General features: G+C 60.0%; 18 protein-coding genes. 3 read left to right on the forward strand and 15 right to left on the reverse strand.

The genetic code is table 11. The annotated features are described in order from the left end of the window. Nucleotides 1–170: 170 nt before the first annotated feature. The 15 genes from cheW to ACFOEV_RS17815 form a co-directional block, all read right to left on the reverse strand. The gene (gene cheW, locus ACFOEV_RS17745; protein WP_386776212.1) at nucleotides 171–665 is read right to left on the reverse strand and encodes a chemotaxis protein CheW; all 495 of its coding nucleotides are present in this window, start codon (nucleotides 663–665) and stop codon (nucleotides 171–173) included. Beyond that, nucleotides 662–2788 (reverse strand): chemotaxis protein CheA, encoded by a 2127-nt coding sequence (gene cheA / locus ACFOEV_RS17750; RefSeq protein WP_386776213.1) that lies wholly within the window; start codon nucleotides 2786–2788, stop codon nucleotides 662–664. Before cheA ends, cheW begins: the two co-directional genes overlap by 4 nt. Before the next feature lie 39 nt (nucleotides 2789–2827). After that, nucleotides 2828–3775 (reverse strand): flagellar motor protein MotB, encoded by a 948-nt coding sequence (motB, locus tag ACFOEV_RS17755; RefSeq protein WP_386776214.1) that lies wholly within the window; start codon nucleotides 3773–3775, stop codon nucleotides 2828–2830. Then, entirely contained in the window at nucleotides 3772–4647 is an 876-nt protein-coding gene (gene motA, locus ACFOEV_RS17760; RefSeq protein WP_386776215.1) for a flagellar motor stator protein MotA, read from the reverse strand. Before motA ends, motB begins: the two co-directional genes overlap by 4 nt. Nucleotides 4648–4864: 217 nt before the next feature. After that, nucleotides 4865–5446, reverse strand: coding sequence for a flagellar transcriptional regulator FlhC (flhC, locus tag ACFOEV_RS17765; RefSeq protein WP_386776216.1), 582 nt, complete (start codon nucleotides 5444–5446; stop codon nucleotides 4865–4867). Between the two features lie 3 nt (nucleotides 5447–5449). Further along, nucleotides 5450–5782: a flagellar transcriptional regulator FlhD gene (flhD, locus tag ACFOEV_RS17770; protein ID WP_386776217.1), complete on the reverse strand. Its 333-nt coding sequence runs from the start codon at nucleotides 5780–5782 to the stop codon at nucleotides 5450–5452. A gap of 463 nt (nucleotides 5783–6245) precedes the next feature. Further along, nucleotides 6246–6542 carry an EscU/YscU/HrcU family type III secretion system export apparatus switch protein gene (locus ACFOEV_RS17775; protein WP_386776218.1) on the reverse strand — a complete coding sequence of 99 codons (297 nt, stop codon included), beginning with the start codon at nucleotides 6540–6542 and terminating at the stop codon, nucleotides 6246–6248. Beyond that, nucleotides 6539–7834: a flagellar hook-length control protein FliK gene (gene fliK / locus ACFOEV_RS17780; protein ID WP_386776219.1), complete on the reverse strand. Its 1296-nt coding sequence runs from the start codon at nucleotides 7832–7834 to the stop codon at nucleotides 6539–6541. The genes ACFOEV_RS17775 and fliK overlap by 4 nt, the downstream gene beginning before the upstream one ends. Next, nucleotides 7831–8208 carry a flagellar protein FliT gene (gene fliT, locus ACFOEV_RS17785; protein WP_386776220.1) on the reverse strand — a complete coding sequence of 126 codons (378 nt, stop codon included), beginning with the start codon at nucleotides 8206–8208 and terminating at the stop codon, nucleotides 7831–7833. Before fliT ends, fliK begins: the two co-directional genes overlap by 4 nt. Nucleotide 8209: 1 nt before the next feature. Further along, nucleotides 8210–8629: a flagellar export chaperone FliS gene (gene fliS, locus ACFOEV_RS17790; protein WP_386776221.1), complete on the reverse strand. Its 420-nt coding sequence runs from the start codon at nucleotides 8627–8629 to the stop codon at nucleotides 8210–8212. 51 nt (nucleotides 8630–8680) lie between these two features. After that, a complete protein-coding gene (gene fliD / locus ACFOEV_RS17795) occupies nucleotides 8681–10033 on the reverse strand; it encodes a flagellar filament capping protein FliD (protein ID WP_386776222.1) in 1353 nt (450 codons plus the stop codon). Between the two features lie 196 nt (nucleotides 10034–10229). Beyond that, on the reverse strand, nucleotides 10230–11081 hold the full coding sequence (locus ACFOEV_RS17800) for an ABC transporter permease (RefSeq protein ID WP_386776223.1): 852 nt from the start codon (nucleotides 11079–11081) through the stop codon (nucleotides 10230–10232). A 4-nt stretch (nucleotides 11082–11085) separates the two neighbouring features. Beyond that, the gene (locus tag ACFOEV_RS17805) at nucleotides 11086–12339 is read right to left on the reverse strand and encodes an ABC transporter permease (protein WP_386776224.1); all 1254 of its coding nucleotides are present in this window, start codon (nucleotides 12337–12339) and stop codon (nucleotides 11086–11088) included. Between the two features lie 91 nt (nucleotides 12340–12430). Then, on the reverse strand, nucleotides 12431–13531 hold the full coding sequence (locus tag ACFOEV_RS17810; RefSeq protein ID WP_386776225.1) for an extracellular solute-binding protein: 1101 nt from the start codon (nucleotides 13529–13531) through the stop codon (nucleotides 12431–12433). Nucleotides 13532–13677: 146 nt separating this feature from the next. Further along, nucleotides 13678–14811 carry an ABC transporter ATP-binding protein gene (locus ACFOEV_RS17815; RefSeq protein ID WP_386776226.1) on the reverse strand — a complete coding sequence of 378 codons (1134 nt, stop codon included), beginning with the start codon at nucleotides 14809–14811 and terminating at the stop codon, nucleotides 13678–13680. Nucleotides 14812–15092: 281 nt separating this feature from the next. Between ACFOEV_RS17815 and ACFOEV_RS17820 the strand changes: the two genes are divergently transcribed. From ACFOEV_RS17820 to ACFOEV_RS17830, 3 genes are read left to right on the forward strand one after another with little or no spacing between them, the layout of a single operon-like run. Beyond that, nucleotides 15093–15596: a hypothetical protein gene (locus ACFOEV_RS17820; RefSeq protein WP_386776227.1), complete on the forward strand. Its 504-nt coding sequence runs from the start codon at nucleotides 15093–15095 to the stop codon at nucleotides 15594–15596. A gap of 10 nt (nucleotides 15597–15606) precedes the next feature. Continuing rightward, nucleotides 15607–16167 (forward strand): hypothetical protein, encoded by a 561-nt coding sequence (locus ACFOEV_RS17825; RefSeq protein ID WP_386776228.1) that lies wholly within the window; start codon nucleotides 15607–15609, stop codon nucleotides 16165–16167. Then, on the forward strand, nucleotides 16160–17395 hold the full coding sequence (locus ACFOEV_RS17830; protein WP_386776229.1) for a CynX/NimT family MFS transporter: 1236 nt from the start codon (nucleotides 16160–16162) through the stop codon (nucleotides 17393–17395). The genes ACFOEV_RS17825 and ACFOEV_RS17830 overlap by 8 nt, the downstream gene beginning before the upstream one ends. Nucleotides 17396–17463 lie beyond the last annotated feature (68 nt).

The raw sequence follows: 17463 nt of genomic DNA on the forward strand, positions 1-17463 counted from the left end.
ATGCCGCTCTTTCCGTCATTAGGGTCGTGTCGTTTTATTGTTATGTGCATCCTTGTGTGCGCCGCTATCCGGATTATCGACCGCACATTCCCAGACTTGAGGGTCATGCTGTCGATAGGCACAAAAAAGCGAGGAAGCGCCACGCGCCTCCTCGCCACGGGGAATGACACTCACTCGCTGACGTGATCGACGATGGCCATCTCTTCGCTGGTGAGCAGCTTCTCGATATCGACCAACACCAACATACGATCCTCGAGGCTACCCAGACCACTCAGATAGTCGGAGGACAGCGTCACCCCGAACTCGGGCGCCGGCTTGATCTGTTCGGGCGTCAGGGTCATGACGTCGGAGACGCCATCGACCACGATCCCCACCACACGCTCGCCGACGTTGACCACGATGACCACCGTCTGTCCACCGTACTCGACCTTGTCGAGATGAAACTTGATGCGCAGATCGACGATCGGCACGATCACGCCACGCAGATTGGTCACGCCCTTGATGAAATCCGGAGCATTGGCGATGCGGGTCACGTTCTCGTAACCGCGAATTTCCTGCACCTTGAGGATATCGATGGCGTACTCTTCGTCGCCCAGTGAAAACACCAGGAATTCGCGGCTATGGGCCTCCACGGCGGCGACACTAGCGGAGTTCATGCTCGTCATGACGGTTCTACCTCCTTGAAAGGCACTAGCTTGTGAGACGAAGCCGGCAGGCGTGACTGCCGCGCTTCCTTCTTGGTACGGCTCAAGCGATGCAGATCGGCAATGTCGAGAATCAATGCCACACTGCCGTCGCCGAGAATGGTCGCGGCGGATACGCCTGGGACCTTGCGATAGTTGGTTTCCAGGTTCTTGACCACCACCTGCTGCTGGCCGACCAAGTCATCGACCAGCAAGGCATAGCGTCGGCCCTCCCCCTGGACAATCACGGCAATGCACTCGGTAGGCTCGGTACAAGCGTTCTCGACATCCAGCACCTCTTGTACCGCGATCACCGGCAGGTATTCGTCGCGCACCTTGATCAGGATGTCATCGCCAGCCATGGCATAGAGGTCCTCCTTGGTGGGCTGCAACGATTCGAGCACCGCGCCCAGCGGCAGGATGAAGATTTCCCCGCCGACCTTGATCGACATGCCATCGAGAATCGCCAGTGTCAGCGGCAGGACGATCCGCGTCGTCGTGCCCTCACCGGGTTGCGACAGGATCTCCACGTGACCGCCCATGGCCTGGATATTGCGCTTGACCACGTCCATGCCCACGCCACGGCCCGAGACGTCGCTGACCTGCTCCGCGGTGGAAAAGCCCGGCGCGAAGATCAGTTGCCAGACTTCGTCGTCGCTCATGCTGTCGGACACATTCAAGCCATTGGCTTGCGCCTTGGCCAACAGCTTCTCCCGGTTGAGACCAGCCCCATCGTCGATCACCTCGATCAGGATATTGCCTCCTTGATGCTGGGCCGACAGGGTCAGCTTGCCGGTGCCCGACTTGCCGGCAGCCTCACGGGTATCGGGAGTCTCGATACCGTGGTCGAGACTGTTGCGGACCAGATGGGTCAGTGGATCGATGATGCGCTCGGTCAGACTCTTGTCGAGCTCGGTGGACTTGCCTTCGGTGATCAGTTCCACATCCTTGTCGAGCTTCGCCGCCAGATCGCGCACCAAGCGCGGAAAACGGCTGAAGACATAGTCCATCGGCACCATGCGGATCGACATCACCGCTTCCTGCAGGTCGCGGGCATTGCGCTGCAGTAGGCTCATGCCGTTGACCATGGCGCCATGGGCCACGCCATCCAGCTCGCTGGCGGTCTGGTCGAGCATCGACTGGGTGATGATCAACTCTCCCACCAGATTGATGATCTGGTCGACCTTGTCCACCGGGACGCGGATCGAAGTCGACTCGCCGCCTCCAGCGGCCTTGGCCTTGCCTGCCGCCTTGGGTTTGGTCGCCGGGGGCTTGGGCGTGTCCTTTGCCGGCGCCGCTGGCACAGCCGGTCGAGGCTCCAGCTCGGGAGCTTGCTGCGAGGAGGAGTTCTCGACCGGTTGGTTCACGCTGTCATCGGCATCCGGCTCTGCCGTCAACGACCGGATTTCAAGCTGTTCGGGTTCGACGATAAAACACATCACCGCCTCGATATCCTCGGCCCCGGCGCTGGATTCCAGCTCCACGACGTAGCGCTTGGGATCGCCGTGTTGGCTGACGACATCACCGAGCTGCCCCAATTCCTCGACCAGCGTCACGCGATCCTTGTCACTGACGTCGAGCAAGGCCACGGACAGCCGGCCAGTTCCCCCGACCGCCTCCGCCGGAGCGGTTGATGGTGGCTCGGCATCCTCCATGACCGTTGGAGGGGAAGCCGGGGCCCGATCGGCAGCGGCGCCACCGTCATCGACACTTTTGCCCATTTCCTCCAACGCCAACTGCTGGAGCGTCTTGCAGATACGGTCGAAGGCTTCGGGGTCGGGCTCCTCGCCGTTGCGGTAGGCATCGAGTTGGTCGTGCAGCATGTCCTTGGCTTCCAGAAAGGTGTCGACGATATCGCGACGCAGGGCGAGCTCACCACGCCGCGTGTGGTCGAGCAGGTTCTCGAGCAAATGAGTCGTCTGCTGCAACACATCGAACCCGAAAGTGCCTGCCCCGCCCTTGATCGAATGCGCGGCCCGGAAGATGGCGTTTAGCTGCTCGGCATCCGGATCATCGATATCCAGCTCAAGCAAGTGCCGTTCCATATCGCCGAGAAGCTCTTCGGCTTCCTCGAAAAACGTGTCGTAAAAATCGCTGATATCCATGCTCGTTCCCACCCAGCCTCACGTCGTTATCGATATGCGTCAGTCGCCGGTGACGGCGTCCTTGAGTCCTTGAGAAAATTGTTCGATGGGCGAACGCGGCAGCTCACCCCCCAGCTGTGACGCTGCCGGAGACGGCGCGGCTCCCATCTCCCCACCCGGCAACCCTTGCGAACGAATCCGCTGTGCCGCCCGCTTGTCGAGTACCACCACGGCAATACGGCGATTTATCGGTGCACCGGGCGTGGTATCGACCAACGGGATGCGCTCCCCCATGCCCGCCACCCGCAGCAACTTGTCGGCATCCAATCCGCCGGCGATCAGCTCGCGCCGCGAGGCATTGGCACGGTCGCTGGACAGCTCCCAGTTGCTGTACCCCTGCTCCCCGCCGGCGTAGGGGATGTTGTCCGTATGACCGCTGATACTCAACGAGTTGGGCATCTCATTGAGCAGCGGCGCCATGGCCCGCAACAGGTCGCGCATGTAGGGTGCTACCTGGTCGCTACCGATCTCGAACATCGGCCGCTGCTCGGTATCCACCAACTGGATGCGCAAACCCTCGGGCGTCATGTCGAAGCGCATCTGGGCTTTCAAGTCGCGAAGTTGCGGGTCGCCCTCGATCAGGCTCTCCAGGCGACGCTGCAAGTTGACGAAGGAACGCTGCTCATCGCTGGGTCGCGTCTGGGTGCGCAGGTCGACGCGCATGCGTTCCCCTTCGGTATGTACCGGATCCGGCCCGCCACCGGGGATGGCGCTGGTGCTGGCCGTCGTCTTGTCACCGCCGGCGATGGCGGACGTCAACGGCGTACGAAAATACTCCGCGACTCCCTTGAGCTGTTCGTCGCTGGCCGTGGAAAGAATCCACATCACCAGGAACAAGGCCATCAAGGCCGTCATGAAGTCGGCCAGGGCGATCTTCCAGCTCCCGCCGTGATGGCCCTTGACCACCTTCTTGCGCTTGATGATGATCGGGCGTCGATCCTGGCTCATGCGCCCCCCGTACCGGTACCCTTGGCCGCTCGCACATGATCCTCCAACTCATCGAAGGTCGGGCGTTCGGCGGTGTGCAACGCCTTGCGACCGAATTCCACAGCCAACTGCGGCGCATAGCCGTTCAGGCTCGCCAGCAGGGTCACCCGAATGCATTGCAGCATCTTGACCGCCTCGTTGACCTGGCGATCGACACGACTGGCGAGCGGATTGACGAAACCATAAGCCAACAGGATGCCCAGAAAGGTACCGACCAAGGCGTGGGCAATCATCAGCCCCATCTGCTCGGCGCCGGCATCGGCGGAACTCAACGCCTTGATGACCCCCATCACCGCCGCCACGATACCGAATGCCGGCAGGCCATCGCCGACCTTGGCCAGGGCATCGGCGGGAATATGGGCCTCATGCTCGAAGGCCTCGATCTCGTGCTCCATGAGCTCGTCGATCTGGTGAGGGTCCATGTTGCCGCTGATCATCAGGCGTAGGTAGTCGGTGAGAAAATTCATGATCATGGGATCGTTCTGAATTTTCGGGTACTCGGAGAACAGCGCGCTGTCCTGGGGGTTGTCGACATCGCGCTCGATGGCCAGCATCCCGTCGCGGCGCGCCTTGGAGAGCAGCTTGTACTGCAACGCCATCAGCTCCATGTAGGTCGCCTTGTCGTATTTGACCGTGCGCTTGAGCTTGGAGGCCGTTCGCAGGGTTGCCACGATGGCCTTGCCATTGTTGGCGGCGATGAAAGACCCCACGGCCGCACCACAGATCATCAGGATTTCGGTGGGCTGATAGAGAGGCCCCAGGTGACCGCCGGACAGGGCGAAACCGCCGAATACGGACAGGGTCACGATAATGAATCCAATGGGTATCAACACAGCCAGGTTCCCTTCGTCGACGCGTATCAAGGCTTGAAGTGCCGGTATCTGAAGAGGCTATCGGCCAACGAGACAACAACTTGAGGGACTGGCGGGGAAATTCTCCACGCACATGAGCGATGGCATACGATCACGAGTGCCCATAAAGAGACGCCGCCTCCAAGCTGGGCTGGAGGCGGCGATGGACCGACGGCTGTCGCTTCCCCACGGAGGCGAATCAGCGCATTGCGACAGCAGGCATCACGGGGACGGAGGCAGACTTCGGCAATACGACGGTGTCACGCCGCTTGCGTGTCTTGCCGGCCCGCGAAGGAGGGTGACAGATTCCGCACACGAAATCGTGACTCGGCGTATGAGCATGAGCCACGAACTGGCCGCTGCAACTCGTGCACTCGGACAGCTCGAGCATCCCACTCTCGAAGAAACGCACCAGCGTCCAGGCGCGGGTCAGTCCCAATACCGGGTCGGCCTCGTCGAGCTGCATCTGTTCCAGATACAAACGAAAAGCCTTGACGAAGCCTTCCATGCGCTCGCAGCCCTGGTCGACCAGGCGACGATAGATGTTGAAGAATAGCGACGAATGGATGTTCGGCAACCAGGTGATGAACCAGTCGGTGGAAAACGGCAGCATGCCTTTGGGCGGCGACATGCCACGGACTTCCTTGTAGAGCTTGATCAGGCGTGCTCGGCTCAGGTCGGTTTCGGTCTCCAGGACCTGCAGACGGGCCCCCAGCTCAATGAGTTCGATAGCCATCTGCACCTGCAGCATTTCACTGACGAGACTCTTGCTGTCTGTCATCGCTCAACTCCCCCGTAAGGCGCTCATGCCAAGGTTCGATGAAGACGCCATCAGCAGCGCCGCATGGGTCTGGGAAAGCCCTTGCTCACGCTGGTTGTGGGTCAGCTTCATCACCTGGTCGGCATCTTCGTAGCACAAGCGACACAGCAGCTGATTGGTTCGTGAGAGCCTGCTGAGTTGCTTGGCCGAGAGTGAGGCTAACAGGTCCGCCATGGACTCGCTGATCTTGAGGCGAAAGATGGCGGTGGCACGATCCTCGTTCAACAGCCTCTGCACCAGAAGCAGATACGAGAGGTTGAGATCCTGGATCTCGTCCAGAATGCTATCGGTTTCCATTTTTCATTCCCTGCGTTATGCGCGTTATCAAAGGAGGCTCTAACGGCCAATGAGTTTTTATTGTGCCTTCATCAGTGGTTCTTGATATTCGACCACTTTCATTTAGCTACTAGCATTGTGAGACTTTTTTATGAAAGGTTTCAACACCCCTTTGATCAACGCAGAAACAGGCAAACGACTTAAGGATCTCAGTCGAACTGATACCAATTGTCACTATAACAAGCGGTTAGCTTACGTCCTCGACCTTGTGAAAAAATTTGTAACGAAATAACGCCGATTCAACGCTACAAAATGACACAAAATAGCACCAAACAGTAAATTAGCACTCTTGCATCCGGCATCTAGAGGGAAACACTGGCGTGATGACCAAAGTACTGAGCGTAGACAGGAAAGAAGCAAAGCAGAAGGGATGACAAAGGGGGCATGGGCATCTCAATCGAGCTTGGCGGTCCGCGCACAGAGCTCAGTCATTGCCGGCATCATCGTGCGCAGGCGCGATCTCGTATACCCACACCAGCAACTCAGCGATCACCTGATAGAGCTGCGGAGGAATACGCTCATCGATGTCGAGCCCCATCAGCAAGGCCACCAGCTCCGGTGCATCGTGTACGTAGACGCCCTGTCGGCTGGCTTCGATCACGATGCGTTCGGCCAGTTCTCCATATCCTTTGGCGAGGACGCGCGGTGCCCGGTCCTCCTCTCCGTAAGCCAATGCCACCGCTTGACGGCGCCTTCCTGGCGGTGACGATCCACCATTCATAGGGCATTCCCCTCCGCCACGGCCAGATTCACCCGCAGGGCCACATCATCGAGCCCACAATGCTCGAGCCGCTCCCGAAGCACTGCCTGTCCCCGCTCCAGATGCATCACGGCCGACGTCGATTCCGTCGTCAACGTCAGGGCCAGACGCCGATCCTCGAGGCGCAGGGAGACGCCAATCGTGCCCAGGCTTTCTACCTTCAGCGTCAACTCCGAGTGCCAGGCGGACTCGCTCTGGCCCTCTTCATCACCGCCCGCCTCCTGCTGTGGCGCCTGGCGCTGCGAGAAGGTTTCTTCCGGCACGTGAATCATCAGGGCCATGAAGATTCCCGACCAGACATCGCCTTCCCAACGCAAGACCGGCGTCACCAGCATTTCCAGTTGATGACGGACGATCCCTTGCAAGGCATCGCTCACGGAATCGTCAGGAAGCGACGTCACGGGAAGCTCAGCGCTTGTGGCGGGTGGCATGCTGGTCGTTATCGACGACGGTGACGCACCTGGCGCTGACGACGTCACCGTGGACCTGGCATCGCCTGACATCGGCGGTGCGGCAAGCGTAGTCGTGGCGGTAGTCGCCGTCGCTGCCCTGCCAGGTTCTCGGGTGGCGGAGCCAGCCCCCGAGAGGATCGTATCTCGCGGGGAGGGTGACGTCGTCCCGCCGACCATGATAGTAGTGCCGCCTGCTGCCGACGGCATCCATGGCGCTGGGGGAAGAGGTGTGGGGGCAGGACGGAACGGTCCCACCAGCACCGGCTCTCTGGGCAATGATCGTAACATCCGGGTTCGCCACATCTGTGGCTCGTGCTCGAGCGCTTGACGCGGCAACTCCCCCCGAAACCACTTGTTCAAGTGCGATTCATAGAACACACCGCTCTCGCTGATACTGGCCTGGAGACGACTGGCCAGCAAAGAAGTCGACGGCGCCGCCTCCGGGAGCGGCATCAAGGGAGACACCGGCTTGATCACCGAGGGTGGGGCGGGAAACTTGACCAGGATATCGGCAATGGTGGTCGCGGCGGGGCTGAAATGCGTACTGGTCGAGGGTGGTGCGCTCCCCTGAGCGGGCAATGAGGCCCCCTGTCTCGGCACCTCCCTGGCAGCCACTCCGGAAAGTGGTGCCAGGGGCGGCTGACGGGCATCGAGGCGCGAGTCGCTGCGGACCGCACGCAACGCGTCGGCGGGATTCAGTGGCTTGACCGGCTCGTTCAGGGGCCTTGATACGGGAATATCGACCCGCTTTCCCAACACCTGGTGCAGCAAGGTGTCGAGAATCGGTGTAATACCACTCACGTTCGGCCTTTAGGCAGATGGCTTACCTCACCCAATGGACGATAGGCGCGATTCAGGTCGCGTTTGCGCTGGGACACCTCGATCAGCTCACTCAAGGCATCACGACGCTCGACCAGACGTCGACGTATCTCCAGATCCTGCTCCAGGATCTGCTCCAGCAATTCCGCCTTGCGTTCCTGCTGCGCCATATCCAGGGCGAGACTGAGTTCGAGTTTCGAGAGACGCTCGACTTCGATGACGTAGCAAGACTCCTCACTGACCAGCGCCTCCCAATCTTCCAGACGAGCCCATTCGAGCATACGATTGGAACGTTCCCGCAAGGTCTCATAAGCGTCGAGAACCTGTTCCTGCGTCATTGGCTGTGTCGTGGCCATGTCAGACTCCGTTCGCCTGGGATCCGATTTCGCGCCAGGCCGAGCCGATGTCCTCAAGCAAACGCGTCGCCTCATCGAGACTCTTCTCGTCATTGTGCAGGTTCGCCGTCAACAGCAGACGAGCAATATAATCGTAGAGCGATGCCAAGCGCTCTGCCACCTCGCCGCCACGTTCGGCATCCAGTGCCGCCAGCAGTCCATTGTTGACGATATCCAGCGCCTTCGAGATTGCTTTTCCCTTGGCTTGGACATTGCCATCGTTCAGGTGCAGTTTGGCGGCTCGAATCGAGGACAAGGCCCCGTCGAACAGCATCACGATCAACTGATGCGGGCTCGCCGACATCACACCGCTCTCCACCCCCACTTTCGCGTAGGCTCCTGCGCCCCTGGAATAGGCAGCGGCACCGCGCATGGCACTCATGATTCGTTACTCCTGTACACTCGCTGAGATCGGCACCAGGTGCCAGTCGCCCTACTTGCGACCCAACTGGGCATTCATCATGTCAAACTGCTGGGTCAGATAATTGCTGGTCTGATTCATGCTGGCGATCATGCTGTCCAGCTGACCGAACTGTGTGCGATAGCGAGCAATGGTGGCCTCGATGCCTTGCTCCATGCGCGTATAACGCTGCCCCAGGCTCTCGAGGGACGTCTCCAGGCCGCTGGTGGCGTTATCCAACAATCCGTCATCCTGCAGCATCAACTCCAGTGTGCTATCCAGTTGACCTGCCATACCGCCTTCTTCGCTGCTACCAGCGAAGAACTCCGACACGGCAGTCAAGTCATTGGCAATAATGTCGTCGAGCTTGTCCTCGTCGATCTCCAGCGTACCGTCCAGTTGCAGGCTGATCCCCAGATCGGAGAGCATACTGAATTCGCCTTCCGTCACAGCGCCGCTCAGGGTGCTGCGCAAGCGTGACTCCACACTACGCAGGGTGCTATCGCCCAAAAGTTGACCAGCCACACCGGTTTCGGAGTTGAAGCTGGTCAACCCTTTCATGGTGCTACGCAGCGCGTTATAGCCATCCACGAAGCTCGTGATCGCCTCCTTGATGGACTCGGTGTCGCGCTCCACCGTCAGGGTCGAAGCTCCCTCCTCGGCGATATTCAGCGTCACGCCCTCAATGGCATCCTCGACGCGGTTGGACTGGCTGGTGATAGAGATACCATTGACCGTCAGGGCGGCGTCTTCTGCCACTACCTCGGTGGTAGCATCGATGGCAAGCTGTCCCGACAAGTCCCCGCCGAAGGTCACGCCAGTGATACCGGCCTCCGTTCCGGTCTCAGTGGCGGCAAACGCCAAACGGTAAGGAGTACCGCTGCCATCGTTGACGATCGAGGCGCTCACTCCCGCTTCTTCGGCATTGATGGCGTCACGGATCGCTTCCAGTGAACTGTCCCCTGCCGTGATATTGACATCGAGCGAACTTCCGTCACCAAAGGTAAAGCTCACCGTCCCCGCGCCCAAATCGGTGGTCTTGTCGGCCATTCCCGCGGTCGCCACACTCGATGCCTTGGCAAGGTTGGTCACATTGATCTCATAACGCCCTGTCGGAGCGTCTGCAGTGGAAGCCGCCGTGATACTGCTTCCCGTCACCGTGCTGGTCACACTCTTGAAAAATGAGGCATCGTTGAGCTTGGCACTCGCCGTCTGAAACTTCGACAAGGCACTCTCGAGCTTGCCATAGGCGGAGATCTTCGCCTGATAGCTCTTCTGCTGAGACACGATGGGAACCAATTTCTGACGCTCGGCACTCTTGAGCTCATCGAGCAGCCCATTCAGATCCAGCCCTGAACCGATCCCCAAAGACGAGATAGTGGCCATGACGCTCCTTCCTTAATTGGTGTCCTTTTTACCAGCCTTTCGCCATATCAGCGCAACGAATAGGCCCTTCATGGACGGTCAATTCATGCTATCGGCCACAAGCGCCCAACCTTTAGGGTTTTGCTTTATTCAGCACCTCATACGACGATGCCCGGCCTAAGCCGGGCATCGTTCGATCACGCTTTCCCCTGGAGACTCATCCAGGCGTCATGCCGCGCAACCGCTCACTGCGCCGACGCAACAACTCGAGCGTGGTCAGCAGCAGCATCGACAACAGCACCAGCAAGGTCGCCACCGCCAGAATGGTGGGACTGATCTGTTCCCGGATGCCCGACCACATCTGGATCGGCATGGTGCGCTGCTCGGGGCCGGAGATGAACAACACCACCACCACCTCATCGAAGGACGTGATGAAAGCGAACAACGCCCCCGACACCACACCGGGCGTTACCAGCGGCAACACCACCTTGAAGAAGGTGCGGGTAGGATTGGCTCCCAGGCTATGCGCGGCACGGATCAGCGTGGTATCGAAGCTCGATAACGTCGCTGTCACCGTGATCACCACGAAGGGAATTCCCAAGGCGGTATGGGCGAGGATCACTCCCAGATAGGTCTGCGCCAAGTGGATCTTGGAAAAGAAGAAGAACATCGCCGCTGCCGAGATGATCAAGGGCACGATCATCGGCGAAATCAGCAGCGCCATGATCGCCCCGCGTGCCGGCATGTGCCGGTTCGAGAGCCCCAATGCAGCGATAGTCCCCAGTACGGTGGCCAGTACGGTGGAAGCGATGCCGATAATAAAGCTGTTCTTGATCGAATTCAGCCAGGCGCTGGAGGTAAAGAAATCTTCATACCAACGCAGCGAGTAGCCCACAGGATCAAGACGCAACATGGCATCGGAAAAAGTGAAGTACGGCTCGGCATTGAATGACAGCGGGATAATGATCAACAAGGGGCCGACCAGGAACAGAAAAATCAGCCCACACAATCCCAGGAAGACGTAATGCCAGATACGTTCACCACGGGTGGCATAAGAAGGAACGGCCATCACATTACCCCAATTTGACTTTGTCGACGCCGATCAGGCGATTGAAGACCCAATAGAACACAATCACCACGAACAGCAGGATCGAGGCGATCGCCGCCGCCAGCCCCCAGTTGAGCGACGACTGCATGTGATAGGCGATGTAGTTGGTAATGAAGCGACCCGACTGCCCGCCTACCAATGCCGGTGTGATGTAATAGCCGATCGACAGAATGAATACCAGAATCCCGCCCGCGGCGATTCCGGGGATGGTCAGCGGGAAATACACACGCCGGAAGCTCAGGAAGGGACGACCGCCCAGCGAGCGGGCCGCACGCATATAGCTCGGCGGAATGGTCTTCATCACCGAATACAACGGCAGAATCATGAACGGCAGCAGAATGTGCGTCATGGCGATGATCGTGCCGAGCTTGTTATGGATCATCTGCCAACGCGCCTCGTCGGCAACCACGCCGATGGCGACCATCATGTCATTGAGCACCCCTTGCGATTGCAGGATGGCGATCCAGGTCGTGGTACGCACGAGCAGCGAGGTCCAGAACGGCAATAGCACCAGAATCATCAACAGGTTGGAATGGCGTAACGGCAAATTGGCGAGCAGGAAGGCGATCGGATAGCCCAGCACCAGCGTCATCACGGTGATCACGGCACTCATCCAGAAAGTCCGCCAGAAAAGGGCGGCGTGGATCTGCAGGTGCTCCGGGACCTTGACGATCTCGCCGTCCGGCGACAACTGCATGTCAACGGCAGCCAGATAATAGGACAACGTATAGGGCGATGATTCACGCTGAATCAACTTCCAGGTATCCAGCTCGCCCCACGCCTCATTTATTTCGATCAAGGATTCGCGATAAGGCGGCTCCAGATTGCCAGCCCTGCGACCGGTCCGGCTGATGGCCGAGCGCATCCCCGATTTCTCGTAGTTCAAACGGCTGGAGAGCAAACCCAGGTTACGGGCCGCTTGCCCCTCGCGCAGGTCTTCCACCAATGCGGCAAATGCCGGCTCACCGGGTAGCGACGCGCGATCCCAATCTTCCAGAGCAGCGACGGTGCGGGGCAAGGTGTTCGAGACTTCCGGGTTGTCGACGCTGCGCCACAGCATATCGAAGATCGGCATCACGAAGGCGATGACGAGGAACAGCAACAATGGCGATACCAGGAGAAACGCCTTGAGCTTCGAGCGCCGCACCGCGCGGCGCAGACTCGTTTTCAACGGCACACCATCGGCCGTGGTCAAGGGAACTGAGGGAGATTCGGACACGCAAGCCTCTCCATGAAGCGATCTGGCAAAATAAGAAGACAACAACACGATGAGCGCACCACCCGGACAACGTCCGGGTGGTGCAGCGGCCTTACTGGGCCAACCAGGCGTCGAAACGCTGGGTCAGCTCATCGCCGTAATCGGCCCAGAACTCGTCATCCTTGGGAATGGCGGTAGCGAAGTTGGGCGGGAAAGTCGGCATATGCGGCATCATATCGATACCCGCTTCAGCATGGGTCGACACCATATCCGCCGATGACTTGCGTGCCGGGCCATAGGAGATGTAACTCGCCTGGTCGGCCAGCCGTTGCGTGTCCGTGGCAAAGCGCAGGTAGTCCTTGACCTTGTCGAGCTTGCCGGTCGGGACGACCCAGCCATCCAGCTCGAAGACCTGGGCATCCCAGATGATCTCGAAGGGCTGGTTCTCGGTGACCATGGCATTGAAGATACGACCATTGTAAGCGGAGCCGAATGCAACCTCTTTATCAGCCAGCAATTGCGGCGGCTGAGCCCCCTCCTCCCACCAGATCACGTGGTCCTTGATGGTGTCGAGCTTGGCGAAAGCGCGCTGAATGCCCTCTTCGGTCTCGAGCACGTCATAGACATCTTCCGGGGCCACCCCATCGGCAACCAGGGCCCACTCGAGGTTGTTGATCGGCTTGCGCAGCAGGGTACGCTTGCCCGGGAATTTCTCGATATCGAAGACATCGGCAATGGTGCTGGGCCGATTGTCCTCGGGGAACATCTCGGTATTGAAGGCAACGACGTTGGAGTAGACGATCGATGCCACAAAGCATTCACCCAGCGCACCATCGACGAAGTCCTCGCTAGCCGGGGTGCCATCCGGTGCCGGGGCCAACAAGGCGTCATGATCCAGGGGCTCGATCAGTCCCTCGGCACAAGCGATCATGGCATCCGCCGGCAGCATGTCGACCAGATCCCAGGTCACGTTCCCCGCCTGCGACTGGGCCCGCAGGCCAGCCAGGGCATTGCCGCTGCGATCGATATTGATGATCTCGTCGCCGTTTTGCGCCGTCCACGGCGCATGGTAAGCCTTTTGCTGGCTTTCAGAATAAGCACCGCCCCAGGAAACGATATTGAGGGTTTCTGCGTGAGCGCTGACTGCCAGGGCCAGTGCCGACAGTCCTGCCACGGCAATCGTGGCCCCCTTGAACGTACGTGTCTTGATCATGCTGAAACTCCGCTTATCATTGTGACGTTGTCTTGCAGTGTCATTCGACATGTCGCTTCGCGACACGATTTCGTTATGCCGCTTGGCGGCACTTTTCCGTCATGCCGCTTGGCGGCACTAGGGGATGAAAGCCTGAAGCGAGACCTTCAGGCATCCAAGGCGCGGCAATCGGCGCTCGACCAGCCGATCTCGATCTCCTGTCCTGGCCGCAAAGCACTATGGCCTTCGGCATTGGGTGTCTTGATGATGAATTCCTCGTTGCCACAGACCGCCAGGCGAGTACGCAAGTGATCGCCCAGATAAATCACTTCCTGCACCTTGGCCGTAAAGCGGTTGTCGAAAGAGACTTCATCACCGCGCACGATGCTCACTCGCTCCGGACGCAGTGACAGGGTGGTTCTAGCGCCGACGCCGCCTACCGCCACGGCCTTGGCCACCACCGTGTCGCCACTGTCCAGGTTGACCTTGCAGGTATCGCCCATGCGCTCGACGACCTCACCCTGCAGACGATTGTTCTCACCGATGAAATAGGCGACGAAGGCGTTTTCGGGCTCTTCGTAGAGGGTGTCGGGAGCGGCGAGCTGTTGCACGATGCCATCGTTGAAGACCGCGATACGATCCGACATGGTCAAGGCTTCGGTCTGATCGTGGGTGACATAGATCATGGTCACCCCAAGGCTGGCATGGATGCGCTTGATCTCGTACTGCATCTCTTCACGCAGGTTCTTGTCCAGCGCCCCCAAGGGCTCATCCATCAACACCAGCTCGGGCTCGAAGACCAACGCACGCGCCAGTGCGACCCGCTGTTGCTGGCCACCGGACAGCTGGGCCGGGCGACGATCGCCGAAGTTCTCCAGGCGCACCATCTCCAAGGCCCGCTGCACCTTCTTCTTGACGTCTTCCCGCGTCAGGTGACGCACCTCGAGAGGGAAGGCCAGATTTTCCGCCACGGTCATGTGCGGGAATAGAGCGTAGTTCTGAAACACCATGCCGATACCCCGTTTGTGGGGCGGCAAGCCACTGATTGGATTGCCTTTCAGCAGGATTTCACCGTGGGTAGGCGTTTCGAAACCGGCCATCATCATCAAGCAAGTGGTCTTGCCCGAGCCGGATGGCCCGAGCAGGGTTACGAACTCCCCTTTCCGGATATCCAGATTGAAGTCCTTGACTACCAGTTCGATGCCGTCGTAGCTCTTCTGGACATTGGTGAAACGTGCAAAACAACTGTCTTCGATCGCAACATCCTGCGTTCTGGGTTCTGCTTCGAGGGTCTGGGTCATGCAACTTTCCTGTGCGTAGCCGATGCTATGGTTGTGGTTATCGCTGCGGGGCGTGCGATCCTGGGGCGGGTATCAATTTGTAAATTGTTGTTCAGTGGTTTTGACCTTATGAGGAAGGGCGCGTCATCACAACCCCCGTAGTGGACAATAAGCGTTGAACCCCATGGCTGTTTCACAGTGACGTTTTGACTATAGAGCGACACCTGCATGAGTCTCGACGACACCTGCCTTTTGTGAGAACGTAGCCGGCTAGTCAACGACCGCCATCCACAGGAGAGCACATGGACTCGTCGCCCCTCATTGCCGAGTACCGCCGCTGGCTCGTCTTCCAGCGTCAGGAGCAGCTCAGTCAGGAACATCGTGGAGCCGCCACGCGCCTGGCGCAGGCCGGTGCCGTGGCCGCACGGGTGACCGATGCCTACCGCAGCATGGCCGACAAGGGCGCCCAGGAAGGGGCCTGCTACCGTACCCTGTTCCTGCGTCAACGCGAGAGCGGTGACGTGTTGCCGTGCGAAGGCTGGCTGTTCGTACGCCGCGTGCTCGCCGAGGGCGGAATGACGCGCGTACGCGCCAGCTTGATCGAGACCTTTACCCTCGAAGAAGGCGTCATCGCGCCTGGCGAAAGACCAGCGAAAAAGATCACGCTGGAAATCTTCGACGAACTGCTGGTGGAAAAATCCATGGCCACCAGCTGCCGTGTCGACCGCATCGACCAAAGTGGCGACACCCGCTTCATCACGCTTCTCGATGCCGTTCGCGGCGACCTTCGCCAACATATGAAGTGAACGCGCGCCCATGTTCAAGTGGCTGAAACCCACCTCCCCCCCACGGGTATGGGTCGTCAAGCAGATCGATCACGACCTGTTGCACCTCTGTGGGCAAGGCATCGCCGAAAGCAAGGAACGCCACAAGGACACGTTAACCGCACTCGAAGAAGGCCGCTACCATGGCCCCATACGCCTGGCCAACAGCGGTGTGGTGCTCAATGCGGCCTTGTTCGAGGCGCTGGCCCCCATCGACTCGTTACGACTCGGTGACGACGACCAGGCCCATTGGCGAGGCAAGAACTATCGCGTGTCCTGGGTTCCCCAACGATGCTGGGCCTTCACGGGCAGACTCATCACCCAGACGGTCATGATCAACGGTCGACCGAGCCTGGCCAGTACCGAAGATGTCTCCGGCATTCGCGCCAAGGCAAATCCCTCCACTCAGGAGAATGACCTCGATTCACCACTCTTCGTGCCCCTGGAAGCTCGCGATGATCCGCGACATGAGAAAACCACTTCCAGCAGGCGTGAGGCCGGCGACTCTCCCGGTGGGCAGGGGCGTGAATGGCGCAACAAGGACCATGACTGACACCGCTCGACAGCCCCCCACCACGACCACCTCACCTCGCCAGGTCATCGGTTTCCTCATGCTGATGGTCCTGGTCGGACTCAACCTGAGGCCCGCGTTGTCCTCCCTGGCACCGCTACTGGCGCGCGTGCAACAGGACACCGGGCTTTCCGCATTGGGCATCGGTGCGCTCACCACACTCCCCGTGCTGTGTCTGGGACTCTTCGCCCCGTGCGCTCCGTGGCTATCGAAACGCCTGGGGCCCGAGCGCACGCTATCGCTGGCGCTGCTGGTACTCGGACTGGCACTACTGCTGCGTGCCAGCTATTCCCCATGGTTGCTATATAGCGGCACACTACTCGTCGGTGCCGCGATCGGTGTCTGCGGCACCTTGCTGCCGGCACTGGTCAAGCGTGAGTTGCCACAAGGCGCCGACCTGATGACAGGCGTCTACACCATGGCACTGTGCCTGGGGGGTGCGCTGGGTGCCGGCCTGAGCATTCCGCTGGCCGACTGGCTCGGCGACTGGCGCCGGGGGCTGGCGAGTTGGGGTGTGCTGGCACTGATCGCGCTGGTCGCCTGGCGAACGCGCATGCCCCACCCCAAACCCAGGGATCTGCCGACACCGGAACAGGGTCCACGCGTCAGGTTGATGACCCAACCGCTCGCCTGGCAGGTCACCGGCCTGATGGGCTCGCAGTCTTCACTGGCCTATATCGTCTTCGGCTGGTTGCCGGTACTGCTCCAGCGCCGCGGATTGGGCGAGCAGGAAGCCGGCTGGCTGCTCGCCATGTCGGTCATGGTGCAACTGATCGCCGCCCTGAGCGCCCCCTGGCTCGCCAGGCTGGGACGCGACCAGCGTCCGGCGATTCTGCTGGTACTCGGCGCCACGGCTACCGGCCTGCTGTTATTGCTGGTCGGCCCGTTGACCTGGCGCTGGGCTGGCGTGGTCTTGCTGGGACTGGGCCAGGGAGGGAGCTTCAGCCTGGCGTTGACGCTGATCGTACTGCGTAGTGGCAATCCGCGCCTGGCCGGCAAACTCTCCGGCATGGCACAAGGCGTTGGCTATAGCCTGGCCGCCACGGGCCCGCTCGGCGTGGGCCTGCTGCTCGAGTACGGCGCCGGCCTGGGCACCATCGCCGGTCTACTGATGCTGATCTGCGCCATTGCCGCCAGCTTCGCCCTGTTCGCCGGCCGCAACCGGCGCCTGGAGTTCGATGATGCGGGGCGCCTGACCACCCGGGCCTGATCAACATCTCGCCTTTCCTCTTCCCTCTAGCGACGAGCACTTTTCAAACCGGGTTTCGCAGCCCGCCG

Origin of the sequence: Litchfieldella rifensis, assembly GCF_042646605.1 — a bacterium.
Taxonomy (GTDB): domain Bacteria; phylum Pseudomonadota; class Gammaproteobacteria; order Pseudomonadales; family Halomonadaceae; genus Litchfieldella; species Litchfieldella rifensis.